Raw genomic sequence first — 14,349 nt, forward strand, 5'->3', positions numbered from 1 at the left:
AATGGGTCTTTTGGTAACCTTTTTTTTAAAATTTTTTCCTGGCCCATAAAATTTACCCTATAGCATCACTTCCTCGCTCTCCGGTCCTTATTCTAATGCACTCCGGTAAATCTAATACAAATATCTTGCCATCACCGATTGTACCGGTTTTAGCCCCTTTAATTATCGCTTTAACCGTAGGTTCGACAAAATCCTTATTTACGGCTATTTCAAGACGCACTTTTTTTAAAAGATTAACCTCATGGATGACGCCCCTATAGGTTTCGGTGTAGCCTTTCTGCTGACCACAACCTAAAGCATTAGAAACAGTCATCTTGTGAACATCGGCATCAAAGAGAGCCTGTTTAACATCTGATAATTTATGCGGCTGAATCATTGCAATTACTAACTTCATGGTTTACCTCCCTGTTATTTAGTAGTAAATATTTCAAATCCAGAATAAGTCTCCATGCCATGCTGGGTGATATCTAAACCCTTTAACTCTTCTTCCCTGGATACTCTCAAGCCGATAAACCGGTCAATCAGCTTAAACACGGTAAACATCACAACTGACACAAAACTGACGACGGCTAAAACACCCAAAGCCTGAACGCCTAACTGAGCAATACCACCGCCATGAATCAAACCATCGCGGGCTAAACCCAATGATTTATGGCCAAAAATACCAACAGCTAAAGTACCCCAAACACCATTCATCATATGTACCGGAACCGCTCCCACCGGATCATCAACTCTAATCTTATCAAGAAAAACAGTGCCGACAACCACAATAATACCGCCGATAGCTCCAATAATCATAGCCTCTAAAGGAGTTACAAAGGCACAAGGCGCAGTTATCGCCACCAAACCGGCTAAAGCTCCGTTCATAGTCATAGTTAAATCCGGCTTGCCAAACTTTTTCCAGTTAAAAAACATAGCCGATAAAGCTCCCGCAACTGCAGCCATATTAGTAGTAACAGCAACATGAGCTATTTGACTGCCATCGCCAACACTCAAAGTTGAACCGGGATTAAAACCAAACCAAGCAAACCATAAAATTAAGGTCCCCAACGATGCTAAAGTCATAGAATGCCCCTCAATAGCATTGGCTGATCCATCTTTATTGAACTTACCAATACGCGGCCTCAATACAATTGTCCCCATAAGGGCTGCTGTGCCGCCTACAGCGTGAACTACGCTCGATCCGGCAAAATCGGCAAAATTTAAATTACTGAGCCAACCGCCGCCCCAAATCCAATGGCCAATTATCGGATAAACTGTGGCTGAAATTAAAAATGAATATATAAGATACGCTTTAAACTTCATTCTTTCGGCTACACCACCAGCAACTATAGTTGCTGCGGCTCCGCAGAATACAGCGTGAAAAAACCAAGCCGCATAGAGAGGCAAATGTCCATCATGAGCGGCATTAACCATAAACCAACCCTTAAAGCCCATAAAACCATTTCCGGCGCCAAACATTATGGCATAACCAAATATGAAAAATCCCACAGAAGCCATACAAAAATCTAAAAAGTTATTCATCAACACATTACAAGTATTTTTAGCCCTAATTAACCCCGCTTCCAACATACCAAATCCAGCCTGCATGATAAAAACCATGAAGGCTGCAATCATAACCCAAAGAGTATCAATTCCAGCTACCGTAGCGTAAGCCGTATTCTCATCGGCAAAAACCGACCCTAAAGCCACGGAACTAATTACTCCTAAAAATAATACCGCCGAAACTAACTTTTTAATTTTTTTTATCTTCATCTACGTCCCCCCTTTTTTATTCGTACCGAATGGAACTTATTTTGTTTTTATTTATTGAGTAGTAAAAATTTGAAACCCTGAGTATGCTTCCATACCATGCTCATCGATATCTAAACCTTTTAACTCTTCTTCTTTGGATACTCTTAAGCCTATAGTAGCTTTAACTATTTTAAAAAGGATCAAAGCTGTACCAAACACCCAAGCAAACACCGACACAACACCAATTAGCTGAGTAATAAATTGGCCTATACCCCCACCAAAAAATAAACCATCAACTCCACCATAAGATTTTTGGGCAAATAATCCTGCAGACAGTGTCCCCCAAGCGCCACACACACCATGAACCGATACGGCGCCGACCGGATCATCGATATGAAGCACCTTGTCTATAAATTCAACACTCAACACAACAAGAATGCCGCCGATAGCGCCAATTATGATTGCGCTTAAGGGTGAAACGTTAGCACAAGGAGCAGTTATCGCTACCAATCCAGCAAGTGCACCATTTAAAGCCATGCTAGTATCCGGCTTACCAAATCTTATCCAAGCCGTAAACATAGCTGCAGTAGCTCCGGCTGCAGCTGCTAAATTTGTAGTTACCGCAATTACAGCAATACTTAAATCTGTCCCCGCAGTTGTGCTTCCGGCATTAAATCCAAACCATCCAAACCAAAGAATAAACACACCCAAAGCTGCCAAAGGGATACTATGACCAGGAATAGCATTTGATGAACCATCTTTATTATATTTGCCAAGTCTAGGGCCAAGCATCATTGCTCCGGCTAAAGCTGCCCAACCGCCGACCGAATGAACCACAGTTGAACCAGCAAAGTCAATCATTCCCTTAGCTGATAACCAGCCACCACCCCAAATCCAATGTCCGGCAACCGGATAAATTATGGCCGTAATAAAAACACTGTACCAAAGATAACCGCTGAACTTTGTTCTTTCAGCCATAGCTCCGGAAACTATTGTGGCCGCGGTAGCGGCAAACACTACTTGAAACATCCAAAAAGCAAATTGCCACAAACCATCAGCAGTAGCCGGATTAGCTGCACTCAAAAAAAATCCGTCTTTGCCAAAAAGGCCAAAAGTACTGGTTCCAAACATTATGCCAAAGCCAACAGCCCAATAGGTAATTGAACCAACTGAAAAATCCATAAGGTTCTTCATCATAATGTTACAAGCATTTTTGGCCCGGGTAAAACCGGTCTCAACCATGGCAAAGCCGGCTTGCATAAAAAATACCAAGAATGCTGCGACCAAAACCCATACTGTATCAATAGAAACAGCGTTGCTGGCTGAAGTTGCCTCCTCAGCAAAAGCCGAGAAGCTCAACCCCAATAGCACAATACCGATACTAAACATTAATGATAATTTTTTTAGTTTTATTAACATAAGGATACCTCTCTCTTAGAATCCGTAGCTAACTTCAAAACCACCCCATAATTCTTCATCACCATTATTAATCTCTTCTTCATGATTAATCGTATAGTGCAAACTAGGAGTTAGACTGAAACCACCCAAAGCATAAGAAGTTGATAATGAAAGTTCAGTCGCATAAAGCGAGCTAGGTTCAAGATCGGCAACTCCGTCATTGCCCCAGTTAACTACTCCTAAGGCAAGAGTTTGTCCTTCTTGAATTAAAGAATGCTTCAGAAGCGGGAGTTCAGCATCAAAACCCCAAGAATAATACCAACCCTCATCAGGACCACCGGATTTGGCTTGAAAATCATAGCCGGCAAAAAAGCTTGCTGAAACGTCAATTGGAAGAAAAGGTATTTTATTCAAGGTTCCGGAAAGCCAAGACTCAGAAACATCAGCCGTGCTGGCTGTATTAGGAAAGTCAAAGTAAGTATATCCGGTTGAAAAATTAAATTGATCATCGAATAGATCTCGAGAAAAAGTTACAGTATAATCAAGCTCTTCGCCGTCTTCATGCCCACTATTCATCGGAAATGATCCCCAGACATTGAATGAAAGGTCAACCCCATCGATAAGCCCAGGAAATCCAATATCAATACTCGGCTGGTGTGCTCCATCATTATCGCTATAGAGATCTTGCCCACGCCAGATATATCTAGAAACATAAGTATCAGTTACGGTAACCTCAACCGGCTGGCCAGCAAACTCAAAAGCATAAATATCCCCTAAAAAAATAACACTAAATATTATATTCATTAACCAAACTGATATTTTTTTCATAATTTTCTCCCTTAAAAATAAAAAAGCGCATTATTCCAAATATCCACCTTTGGAATAACACGCCTTTGTGTTTTTACTTAACCTCTACAATCAATTAAGTAAAAAAACTCTATCTTTGGTAACCTTTATTTTTCCATTTTTGAACTATTTTCTTTTTATGCTTAATAATCATAACATGAGAACAATCAAGCTCTTTGGCTATTTCACGAACAGTATATCCTTTCAACAAATAAGACAAAACCGATTTATCCTTATCAGTTAAACCTAAACTATTAATTTCATCAATCGTAAGATTATGATCTATATTTGGTATAAAGTCGGCTTTTTCATCCTTAAGAATATCGCCCAAGGTTTGTCCATTAGGAGAAATTAACTTATCCAAGCTTGAAATATTCGCCTTAGGCCTACCTTTTCTTAAGAAATTCTGTAGATGAAACTCACAGCCCTTAATTACATAGGCTTGATTAATGCCGATCGGCAACCCATTAGAATAATTTTCCCAAAGATAAAGACACATCTCTTGGTATAGATCTTCCTCACTATAAAAACCACGCAGCAAATGCTTGCGTGCAACAAATCTTAAGCTGGGAGTTATTTTTTCTAATAATATCCTAAAGTCCATAAACTTTACCCCTGAAAGTCAAAAAGCCCCCATTAGACTTCTTATTGTCTAGTGAGGGCTTCTTTGCCAAAATTAACTTCTTTGTTATTAATTTATACCATGTAAAGTAAAAATCTATTTGTCAAGCTACACTACGCCTTGGTCAAGCATAGCATCGGCTACTTTCACAAATCCAGCGATATTTGCACCATTCACATAGTTGGTAAAACCATCTTTCTTACCGTACTTTACGCAAGATTCATGGATACTTACCATAATCGATTGAAGCTTCTGATCAACTTCCTCTCTAGTCCAAGATAATCGCTGACTATTCTGTGACATCTCTAGGCCACTAACGGCAACTCCGCCGGCATTTGCAGCTTTTCCTGGGCCATAAAGAATCTTGGCCTTGAGGAATACTTTTACCGCATCCGGTGTGCTAGGCATATTTGCTCCTTCACCAACAGCTATACAGCCGTTTTTAACTAGTGCTTCAGCATCATCCTTATCTATCTCATTTTGAGTTGCGCTAGGAAAAGCCACATCACACTTTGTGTTCCAAGGACGTTTCCCTTCTAAGTATTGACAATTATATTTAGCAGCGTATTCTTTAATTCTTCCTCGCTTTACATTTTTAAGTTCCATAACATAGGCTAACTTTTCAGGGCTTATACCTTCAGGATCATAAACTGTACCGCCCGAATCAGATAAAGTAACACATTTTCCTCCAAGTTGATTTACTTTTTCAACAGTGTATTGGGCTACATTTCCTGAACCAGAAACTGTACAGATTTTTCCCGATAGAGATTCGCCTTTAGTCTTAAGCATTTCCTGAACAAAATATACACAACCATAACCAGTAGCCTCGGGCCTAATTAAGCTTCCGCCCCAACCTAGGGCTTTTCCAGTAAGAACTCCGGTAAATTCGTTACGTAGTCTTTTGTATTGACCGTACATGAATCCGATTTCCCGACCGCCTACGCCGATATCTCCGGCTGGAACGTCAGTATCTGGTCCGATATGTCGCGAAAGCTCGGTCATAAAACTCTGGCAGAATTTCATTACTTCATTATCCGACTTGCCCTTAGGATCAAAGTTAGAGCCACCTTTTCCTCCGCCCATCGGAAGAGTAGTTAAACTATTCTTAAAAACCTGCTCAAAGGCCAAAAATTTCAAAATGCTTAAGTTAACACTCGGATGAAAACGCAACCCCCCTTTATAGGGACCAATTGCACTGCTCATCTCAATCCGGTAACCTCTATTAACCTGAACTTCACCTTTATCGTCAACCCAAGGAACCCGAAAAATTATTAACCTTTCTGGTTCAACCATCCGGTCTAAAATCTTCGCATCTAAATATTTTGGGTTTTCCCGCACAAAAGGCATAACCGAAGCTACTACCTCATGAACAGCTTGATGGAACTCCTTTTCGCCAGCATGAGTTTCAACTATTTTTTTCATGAATTCCTGCGGCATAGTTACCTCCTTATTTTAACTTTTACCAATAAATACTATAACTAACTAGAACAAATGCTCCAAGGGTATGATCCATCTTCCATCTTTACTAAATCTTTCCATAAAGTTCTCTACCATTTACCTGTTTCTAAATACTGATCAATTGCCAAAGCAGCGGCTTTTCCAGCCCCCATAGCTAAGATTACCGTAGCTGCACCAGTAGCAATATCTCCTCCGGCAAAAACCCCTTTTTTGCTGGTTTTGCCGGTGTCAGTATCGACTACGATATTTCCCTTTCTTCCTATTTCAAGACCACTAGTTGTAGAAGGAATCAAGGGATTCGGGCTATTGCCAATAGCTACAACCACTAAATCTACCGGAAGCTTAAAATTTGAGCCCTCGATCGGAACTGGACGCCGGCGACCTGAAGTATCCGGTTCACCCAAATCCATTCGCAAACATTCCATATCTTTTACCCAACCTTTTTCATCAGCATGATAGGCAATCGGCAGGGTTAGAAACTCAAAGATTACTCCTTCTTCTTCGGCATGATGGATCTCTTCTTCTCTAGCCGGCATCTCCTTACGTGAGCGCCGATAGATAATCCTAGCTTCTTCTGCACCTAAGCGAAGGGCGGTTCTTACTGAATCCATAGCTACATTACCACCACCAATCACAGCAACGTGTTTTCCTTTTATGATTGGAGTATCATATTCAGGAAACTTATAGGCCTTCATTAAATTTACTCGAGTTAAATACTCATTGGCCGAATATATACCGTTAGAGTTTTCACCGGGTAAGTCCATAAACCAAGGTAAACCAGCCCCGCTACCGATAAATACCGCATCAAATTCATTTAATAGCTCATCTACAGTTTCAAGTTTTCCAACCACAAAGGAAGTTACTACTTCCACCCCTAAAGACTTTATATATTCAACCTCTCGTTCAACTACCTTTTTCGGTAAACGAAACTCAGGAATCCCATATATTAACACCCCGCCCATCTTATGCAGGGCTTCAAATATTTTTACCTTATGCCCTAATTTAGCTAACTCGCCAGCCACAGTAAGCCCGGCTGGGCCGCCGCCAACTACAGCTACCTTTTTACCGGAAGAAGCAACTTTTCTAGGAGCTTCTCGGTTGGTTTGCTCTGCCTCCCAATCAGCGATAAACCGCTCTAGGCGGCCGATACCTACTGGTTCGCCCATTTTAGATAATATACAAACCTTCTGGCACTGCTCCTCCTGAGGACAAACTCTACCGCAGATTGCTGGAAGACTATTAGTTTCCTTCATCTTCTTTATTGAGCCCTTTAAATCTCCCTTAGCAATTAAATCGATAAAGCCGGGGATATCGATACCCACCGGACAACCATCTATACATAAGGGTTTTTTACATTGTAAACAACGCTTAGCTTCGCAAATAGCTTCATCAAGCGAATAACCATAAGGCACTTCTTTAAAGTTATTTCTTCGCTCGGACGGATCCTGTTCGCGCATTGGTACCATTTTAGGGTCAGGTTTATTCATTGTTAATTTGCTTATTTAATTTGCACATTGACTTATCCTCATGCTGCAAAAATCTCTTCTGCCTGGTCATCAACTCATTAAAATCTACCTTGTGTCCGTCAAAGTCCGGGCCATCAACACAGGTAAACTTAGTTTTATTATTAACCGTAACTCGACAGCCACCGCACATACCAGTTCCGTCAATCATAATTGCATTAAGACAAACTATAGTTTCTATCTTGTATCCTCTAGTTAAATCAGAAACCGCCTTCATCATTACAACTGGCCCAACACAAAATACCAAACCCCAGTCTGAACTTTCACTAAGCAAGCGCTTTAAAGGATCGATTACCAGGCCTTTTTCACCAAGTGAGCCATCATCAGTAGTAATATAAAGCTGGTCTGAAAACTCCTTAACCTGATCGCGCAAGATCACTAACTTTTCAGTGCGGCCGCCTAAAATTGAGCTTATCTCACACCCAGCTTTTTTAAAAGCCTTAACTACCGGCAAAAGCTCAGCAATACCTACACCGCCACCGACAACAATAACCTTTCCATAATTCTTAATCTCTGTGGGTTTGCCTAAGGGTCCGACTAAAGAATAAAGTGAATCTCCAACTGCTAGTTTACCAAGCAACTTAGTAGTGTAGCCTACCTCTTGAAAAATAATTGTAATCAACCCTTTTTCTTTATCGACATCAACAATAGTCAAAGGAATACGTTCACCAGCCTCATTAACCATCAACACAACAAACTGACCGGGTAATGCCTTTTTGGCAATAAGCGGTGATTGGATAACAAACTTGGTTAAATCTTTAGCAATCGACTCTTTAACGATAATTTTCACTCTTGTCTCCCCTTACCCTTACATTCTGTCAATTTTTCAAAAATAGCACAGAAAATAAAAAAACGCCTTTTCTTTGCGCTGCTGTGCAAAAAAAAGACGTCCTTGTCTCCTGTATAAATATACCAATCTAAATCGAATTGTCAAGTGATTTTCAGTCTTTTTTTATTTCTTGAGCTAAGATAACTGCCTCAGCAATTTCCTTCATCGAAACCCGCTTGTCCATACTTATCTTTCTTATTAAAGCATAGGCTTTATCTTCGGTTAATTTTTGCTGATTCATCAAAATGCCTTTGGCCCGCTCGATCTTTTTACGGGCCTGAAGCTCTTCCTGAACTATCTGAGTCTTAACCATTAACTCCGTATTCTCAATAGCAACTGCGGCCTGATTAGCCACAGTACTGAGAAGCTTAATGTCGCCTTTGGTGAACTTATACTCTGTAGTCGTATAGCAGTTAATAACTCCGACTGCTCTTCGCTTAACCATCATCGGCACACTAAGCATTGAAACCAACCCTAGCAATTTAGCCAGCTTTTTTTCTTTATAGCTCTTATCTTTGGAAACATCTAAAATAGTTATCGGTTTTTTGTCATGAGCAACCAGACCGACTATACCTTCGCCTATCTTTAAACTCCGCTCCTTTAAATATTCGCTATTTAAAGCCTGGGTAGCTCTTATTTTTAACTCTTTTTTCTTATCATCTAAAAGCCATAAAGCACAAATCTTGGCCTTCATTACATTAGCAGTTAAAGTTACTATCAACTTCAATACGTCTTCCAAATATAAATCAGAAGTAATAGCAATGCTAATTTTACTTAAAGTATCGATGTAAGCTTTGTAAGAAGTTTTTGGCATAATATTTTATTTACCGACCTAAGCGCAGTTCAAATTGACTCGTTCCGTCAGATAAAAGAACTGTGCTCGGGGTAATTTCGATTATAGTCTTTTTACCAACCTGATCACCTAGCCCGACTATTCTATCGTCAATTACTGCCTTCGGATCTTTTTCATTCCAAATAATACCACCAAGGCTTAGCCCGCTGCCAATTACTTTAGTTTCAATCCGATTTTGAGTAAAAGGGTCTCTTTTTAAAGCAAGCAGCCTGGTCTCTTCTTCTAGTTTTTGATACAACCCTTCAGTTAGTTGCTTGGCAACAGTATTTGGATACAAAGTATTATAAGGTATATTGCTATCTTCTTGCTCAGTTAAAACAGTAGATTCCAATGTTTTTTTTCTACGCTCCTGAACCTTCTGAACAGTTTTCTTAGCATTACCAATAGCCATAATCAATATTAGCACTAGGAAACCGGTAATTATGAGTTTTATTTTATCCTTCTTGCTCATGATTGCAATACCTGTATCTACGATAAAAGATAAATCTTGAAATCCAAACTAACTTTCAATTTTCTATCCTTAGCCGATGAGTCTTTGATAATCTCTATTCTCTCAACGGTCACCAAGGCTAAGAGCTCGCTCCTAAGCCTCTCGATGTATTGCACTAACTCTGTATATGTGCAGTTAATCTCAATAGCAACCAAAATACTTTGGCAAATTCTTTGACCTATTGCTAGAGCCTCCTTTTTGCCTTGGAGAACTGCTTGCTTAGCTCCCGGCTTAAAAGAAATAATACTAATATTCGACTGACGAGCTAAATCAGAAATCTTACTTAAAGCCTCCTCTTCCTTGACTGGAAACTTACCCTCTAGGGCTGAGAATCTTTCTTTAAGCAGAGTTATCCCTTTTTCTAAAGAGCCTGCTTCCAGGGCTATTTTTTCAATGTCTGAAACCTCTTTCTCGATATTTGCAAGTTCTAACTTTAAGGCTGCTACTTTCTTACGGCTAGGGCTATAAATTAATGACCAAAAAATTATAAAAGCTAACAAAACAATAACAGTGATGATTATTATCTTTTTTTGACTCTGAGTTATTTGATTTAAACTTATCATGAACTTAATTATTACTAATCTGCCAACTCACAAGCTAGTTCAAATTTTTGGATCGAACCTTCTTTTTTTGAAGAAGTTAAACCAGCTTCAATAAAAAAGGCTGAACTCTCCAACCGCTGCATAAATTTAGATAAAACTGTTTCGGACAATTCACCGCTTGCTAAAACATGACCCCGGAGAGTCAAGTTACTTCTCTCCTGATTAAAACTTACCTGATCTAAAATTACCTCATCAGGAACTAAAACACTTAATAACTTAAGTAAACCATCGGCCGGAACCTTTCCGATCTGCAATTGATTAACCAAGGCTTCTCTGGCTAGAATACCCTGCCTAAGAGTCCTCACTTCGCTAATAGTTTCAAGGTGGGCTTTAGCATTAAAAATTCTAACCTTATAACTAGCCTCTTGAGACTTAAGAATCAATACCGCAAAAAAGAATAAAGCCGCTATGGTTATCGCTGAAACTCGCAACGATACTGTCTGGATTAATTCTGACTTTTGAGCTTTTATCTCTTTAGGGAGCAGGTTAATTGCTGTCGCAGAAAAAAGAACCGCCCCAAGATTATTTAGCAGCTGAAGACGAGAATTATCTAACTTATCCTGGCCGATCTCGCCAAAATCAAAGTTTTCAAGAAAAGGCAAGCTTAAAACTTCCAAAGATAACTCTTTGGCCAGGTAACTATCTAAATTTTTTAAATTAGCGCCACCGCCAACCAAGTACAGCTTGGAAGAAATCTCTTGATCAAGCTCAGAAACAAAATAATCAAAACTACGTTTTAATTCTTTAGCTAGAATCTCTAAATGTGGCCGCATCAAAGAAATAACTTGAATCGCCTCAATATTGCCCTTGATAGCCTGGTTTTGACTTTTCGGAAAACCAAAGGTCTGCTTTATCTCCTCGGCCTCGGCATAACTAAGTTGAACTTTTCCTTTATCGGAAATAAGCGTTCCGGTTAAGTCTTGGGTAAGCTTTTCTGAAGAAAAAGGTATTTTTCGAGAAAATTTCAAAGTATTATTAAGATAAATATAGAGACTACTCTGGTTGTAGCCAATATCAAGGATACTTTCAACTTTAAAACTTTCCGGCTGAGACTTTAAAATATTGCTATAATTAAAAGGCGCTAAGGAAACCTTTGATGGGGTAATATTGCATTCTTTTAATACCGATATATATTCATTAACCGCTTCTGCGTTAGCGACAGCAAAAACTATCTCGTTTTTCTTTACTTGCTCTTGATCGGTAAATTCTCTAATAACCTGCCACTCAATAGTCGCATCTTTTAAATCGAAGTTAAGCTCATCTTTCAGCTGCCACTTAGCTGCTCCGATAATTTCAGCCTTAGGTAAAACCGGCAACTCAAGATTTTTTATTACTATTGAATCCGGGTCGGAAATAGTTAAACAAACTTGGGCTTCCAAGATAGAATTTCTTTCTAAGAAAGATTTAATCAGCGCTATTAAGTCATCTTTTGTCTGATTAGTTAAAGATATTTTCTCAATTAATAAATCTTTGAGCTTAAACCTATTCCTGTATGGTTCTAAAAAAGAAATCTTTAAAAAAGCCTGGCCAAACTCAATAGATACCACTACCTTCGGCTTTTTTTGAAAAATACTAGTTAAATTTGCAATAAGCCCATTAACCATAAGTTTTTACTACATAGTAAGCAATAAACAATAATAAAATAGAAATTAGAATGCTCGAAACTCCTATACCAACCCTTAAATTATAAACTGTTTCTTCAAAGGATACAAGGGCTTTATTGGTATACTCGGAAATCAATCTAAGTGTATCTGGGCAAATAAACAAAACCATACCAAAAAAGGAAGGAAACTAAACCTACAACTATTTAAAAAACCATCATAGACCTCCTTTTATAAATATTACTAAAAACTTTTAATTTCTACACTCTGGGTAAGGTCAACTGAACCTTGAAAATCATCAAAGTTGCCGGTTGCGGTTTTAACAGTAATACTAATGATTACTCGCCGGATATCGGTTAAAGCATCCACCCCTAAAACCCAATCAGCATCAGAAGCCTTTTTATAACTAAAAATAACTCCTGTAGTATCCTTACCGTCAATAGTAAGTTCGGTTGGAATATAGTAAGGTACAACTGATTCAGCTGACCAGCTCCCACCACTATTGGTGCTAATTGAGCGGTAAATATGACCGTCACCACTGTCCCAACGAAACCGAACTGAAAGCACAACTGCCGGGTAACCATAACTATAAGAAAATTGGGTACTCGAAGCATCGATTATGCTCCGAGTGTATCTTAAGCCCCGGGCATCAGGCGTACCCTCAATCATTAGATTGCTAATTTCTTGAGCAATTTTTTGACAATCAAGCTGCCGCGGACTATAAATAAATAACTGAACAAAAAAAATCATCGCTCCAGCTACTACAGCAGCGACAATTGAAACTATCAACATAGTCATTATTAACTCAATTAAGGTCTCGCACTTTTTTATTTTTACCATGAGTAAGCTGTGGTTTCAGTTGCATCGCTCATTACAAACACTAGACTACTAACTGAGCTTAAATTTTTACTAAAAGTAAATAGACCAGTATTGTTATACGTTGCTCCAGCCGAAAGAGTAAAATTAGTATCAAAAGTGATAGTTGATCCTGAACTCTGAGTACCGCTCCACCTTTGAGAACCGTCCATAGTAATAGTTTTAACCTTTATGCCGCTTGCACCGCTAAAACTGATAGTTACTCCAGTAATAGTTATGCCGCTGCCACCAGTATTCTCTAAGGTAATATTCTGTAAATTCTTAGCCACTATACTTCCTCCGGATACTGCCAATGAGTCTGCTTCGTTGCCACCCACCCCAGCAACGCCTCCACCGCTTCCAGAACCAAAAGAAGCATTAGCCAAGTAAGTGACTACTCTTGCTAGTTGGCTCGCGCTACCGCCCTCATAAACCGTAACTACAACTTTCTTTAAGGTACTGTTTGAACCAACAACAAAATCAACTTCACGTCTTAAATCCTGACTATAGCCCTCATAATTTGAAGTATTAGTATCATAACCATCAGCTAGAGTAATATTATCATAGGCTAAGCTATTAATCTTAGACATCTCAGTTTTAGCTAAACCTTCAGCAACCAACAGTTGACGAGAATAAGCTATTGAACGTATGTACTCCATAGTCATAATACTGCTTGGTATCACCACTATTGCTATAATTACTATAGCGATAATTAACTCAATAAGGGTAACGCTCTTTCTTATCATGGCAGTATGTGATCCTGTGATTCTTCCCAGGAGACAATCTTGCTAGTTCCTATATCATAAGCTGCCTTAAGAGTACGTCTCCAGGTATAATTTGTGACTATCTTACCAGTAGAAGTTATATTCATAACATTATCAGAAGTAAGACCAGAGTTTAAAAGCATAACTTCAACCGTACTCCCATCGCTAAAAGTAATAACTGCTGTAATAGTCATGGGAGTAATATCGCTGCCTATTTCCCAATCCAACCAAACATCATTCTCAGTTGTACCAGCCGGTATTGTAAAATCAGCCATGTCAATGTTAGTTCCACTCTGAGCGGTTCCAGTCCACTCAGCAGTTGCCCGACCCAAATCTATACTAATTAAGTTCTCACCGGCATCAGGGGTCCAGCTTACCTGCACATGAGTTATAGTAAGATCACCACCGCTAACATTGGTCATGCTAACATTTTTCAATTTTCGATTAGCAATTATGTTTGTGGTGCTTGAATCAGCAATAAAAAACATGCCTGAGCCGCCAAAAGAATAATAAGTATTTGGGTCTATCGCAATATCGGCTTGAGCGCTAACTAAACCATCAGCTTCGTAGTCAGCTACTGCCGCCATAACTCCGGCCTGAGCAGCATAAAAAGCCTTTTGCTGATCAATGCTAGCGATATTATACTCTAAGGCTTGACTTATATAGACTACAATACCTAAGGCTACTATAGCCATTAAAACAACTATAATGATTACTGCAATTAAAGCAAAACTCTTATGTTTGATCATTGTTAACTAACAATAATGACAGTAA

At 39.2% G+C, this 14,349-nt stretch carries 15 protein-coding genes; all 15 read right to left on the reverse strand.

Going from position 1 to position 14,349, the window contains the following annotated elements:
* Window positions 1–52: 52 nt before the first annotated feature.
* The gene (locus K9L86_05095; GenBank protein MCF7908224.1) at window positions 53–394 is read right to left on the reverse strand and encodes a P-II family nitrogen regulator; all 342 of its coding nucleotides are present in this window, start codon (window positions 392–394) and stop codon (window positions 53–55) included.
* 14 nt (window positions 395–408) lie between these two features.
* A complete protein-coding gene (locus K9L86_05100; GenBank protein ID MCF7908225.1) occupies window positions 409–1,755 on the reverse strand; it encodes an ammonium transporter in 1,347 nt (448 codons plus the stop codon).
* Window positions 1,756–1,806: 51 nt separating this feature from the next.
* Window positions 1,807–3,153: an ammonium transporter gene (locus K9L86_05105; protein MCF7908226.1), complete on the reverse strand. Its 1,347-nt coding sequence runs from the start codon at window positions 3,151–3,153 to the stop codon at window positions 1,807–1,809.
* 15 nt (window positions 3,154–3,168) lie between these two features.
* Window positions 3,169–3,960, reverse strand: coding sequence for a hypothetical protein (locus tag K9L86_05110; GenBank protein MCF7908227.1), 792 nt, complete (start codon window positions 3,958–3,960; stop codon window positions 3,169–3,171).
* 109 nt (window positions 3,961–4,069) lie between these two features.
* Window positions 4,070–4,582, reverse strand: coding sequence for a sigma-70 family RNA polymerase sigma factor (locus tag K9L86_05115; GenBank protein ID MCF7908228.1), 513 nt, complete (start codon window positions 4,580–4,582; stop codon window positions 4,070–4,072).
* Between the two features lie 126 nt (window positions 4,583–4,708).
* Window positions 4,709–6,037 carry an NADP-specific glutamate dehydrogenase gene (gdhA, locus tag K9L86_05120; GenBank protein MCF7908229.1) on the reverse strand — a complete coding sequence of 443 codons (1,329 nt, stop codon included), beginning with the start codon at window positions 6,035–6,037 and terminating at the stop codon, window positions 4,709–4,711.
* Window positions 6,038–6,147: 110 nt separating this feature from the next.
* Complete coding sequence (gltA, locus tag K9L86_05125) at window positions 6,148–7,545, reverse strand: NADPH-dependent glutamate synthase (protein MCF7908230.1); 1,398 nt, start codon at window positions 7,543–7,545, stop codon at window positions 6,148–6,150.
* Window positions 7,538–8,371 (reverse strand): sulfide/dihydroorotate dehydrogenase-like FAD/NAD-binding protein, encoded by an 834-nt coding sequence (locus tag K9L86_05130; GenBank protein MCF7908231.1) that lies wholly within the window; start codon window positions 8,369–8,371, stop codon window positions 7,538–7,540. The genes gltA and K9L86_05130 overlap by 8 nt, the downstream gene beginning before the upstream one ends.
* A 151-nt stretch (window positions 8,372–8,522) precedes the next feature.
* Complete coding sequence (locus K9L86_05135) at window positions 8,523–9,224, reverse strand: ANTAR domain-containing protein (protein MCF7908232.1); 702 nt, start codon at window positions 9,222–9,224, stop codon at window positions 8,523–8,525.
* Between the two features lie 10 nt (window positions 9,225–9,234).
* Entirely contained in the window at window positions 9,235–9,714 is a 480-nt protein-coding gene (locus tag K9L86_05140) for a hypothetical protein (GenBank protein ID MCF7908233.1), read from the reverse strand.
* Window positions 9,715–9,731: 17 nt separating this feature from the next.
* Window positions 9,732–10,316, reverse strand: a complete 585-nt coding sequence (locus K9L86_05145) for a hypothetical protein (GenBank protein ID MCF7908234.1) — start codon at window positions 10,314–10,316, stop codon at window positions 9,732–9,734.
* Between the two features lie 14 nt (window positions 10,317–10,330).
* Complete coding sequence (pilM, locus tag K9L86_05150) at window positions 10,331–11,959, reverse strand: pilus assembly protein PilM (protein ID MCF7908235.1); 1,629 nt, start codon at window positions 11,957–11,959, stop codon at window positions 10,331–10,333.
* A 240-nt stretch (window positions 11,960–12,199) separates the two neighbouring features.
* Window positions 12,200–12,796, reverse strand: a complete 597-nt coding sequence (locus K9L86_05155) for a hypothetical protein (GenBank protein ID MCF7908236.1) — start codon at window positions 12,794–12,796, stop codon at window positions 12,200–12,202.
* Window positions 12,790–13,557 (reverse strand): prepilin-type N-terminal cleavage/methylation domain-containing protein, encoded by a 768-nt coding sequence (locus K9L86_05160; GenBank protein MCF7908237.1) that lies wholly within the window; start codon window positions 13,555–13,557, stop codon window positions 12,790–12,792. Before K9L86_05160 ends, K9L86_05155 begins: the two co-directional genes overlap by 7 nt.
* Window positions 13,554–14,324: a hypothetical protein gene (locus K9L86_05165; GenBank protein ID MCF7908238.1), complete on the reverse strand. Its 771-nt coding sequence runs from the start codon at window positions 14,322–14,324 to the stop codon at window positions 13,554–13,556. The genes K9L86_05160 and K9L86_05165 overlap by 4 nt, the downstream gene beginning before the upstream one ends.
* Window positions 14,325–14,349: the final 25 nt, after the last annotated feature.

The organism is Candidatus Omnitrophota bacterium (genome assembly GCA_021735655.1).
In the GTDB taxonomy this organism is placed as follows: domain Bacteria; phylum Omnitrophota; class Gorgyraeia; order Duberdicusellales; family 4484-171; genus JAHKAJ01.

Coding starts and splice junctions, on each gene's coding strand:
- K9L86_05095 (MCF7908224.1), bottom strand. CDS start 394: ATGAAGTTAGTAATTGCAATGATTCAGCCGCATAAATTATCAGATGTT.
- K9L86_05100 (MCF7908225.1), bottom strand. CDS start 1,755: ATGAAGATAAAAAAAATTAAAAAGTTAGTTTCGGCGGTATTATTTTTA.
- K9L86_05105 (MCF7908226.1), bottom strand. CDS start 3,153: ATGTTAATAAAACTAAAAAAATTATCATTAATGTTTAGTATCGGTATT.
- K9L86_05110 (MCF7908227.1), bottom strand. CDS start 3,960: ATGAAAAAAATATCAGTTTGGTTAATGAATATAATATTTAGTGTTATT.
- K9L86_05115 (MCF7908228.1), bottom strand. CDS start 4,582: ATGGACTTTAGGATATTATTAGAAAAAATAACTCCCAGCTTAAGATTT.
- gdhA (MCF7908229.1), bottom strand. CDS start 6,037: ATGCCGCAGGAATTCATGAAAAAAATAGTTGAAACTCATGCTGGCGAA.
- gltA (MCF7908230.1), bottom strand. CDS start 7,545: ATGAATAAACCTGACCCTAAAATGGTACCAATGCGCGAACAGGATCCG.
- K9L86_05135 (MCF7908232.1), bottom strand. CDS start 9,224: ATGCCAAAAACTTCTTACAAAGCTTACATCGATACTTTAAGTAAAATT.
- K9L86_05140 (MCF7908233.1), bottom strand. CDS start 9,714: ATGAGCAAGAAGGATAAAATAAAACTCATAATTACCGGTTTCCTAGTG.
- K9L86_05145 (MCF7908234.1), bottom strand. CDS start 10,316: ATGATAAGTTTAAATCAAATAACTCAGAGTCAAAAAAAGATAATAATC.
- pilM (MCF7908235.1), bottom strand. CDS start 11,959: ATGGTTAATGGGCTTATTGCAAATTTAACTAGTATTTTTCAAAAAAAG.
- K9L86_05155 (MCF7908236.1), bottom strand. CDS start 12,796: ATGGTAAAAATAAAAAAGTGCGAGACCTTAATTGAGTTAATAATGACT.
- K9L86_05160 (MCF7908237.1), bottom strand. CDS start 13,557: ATGATAAGAAAGAGCGTTACCCTTATTGAGTTAATTATCGCTATAGTA.
- K9L86_05165 (MCF7908238.1), bottom strand. CDS start 14,324: ATGATCAAACATAAGAGTTTTGCTTTAATTGCAGTAATCATTATAGTT.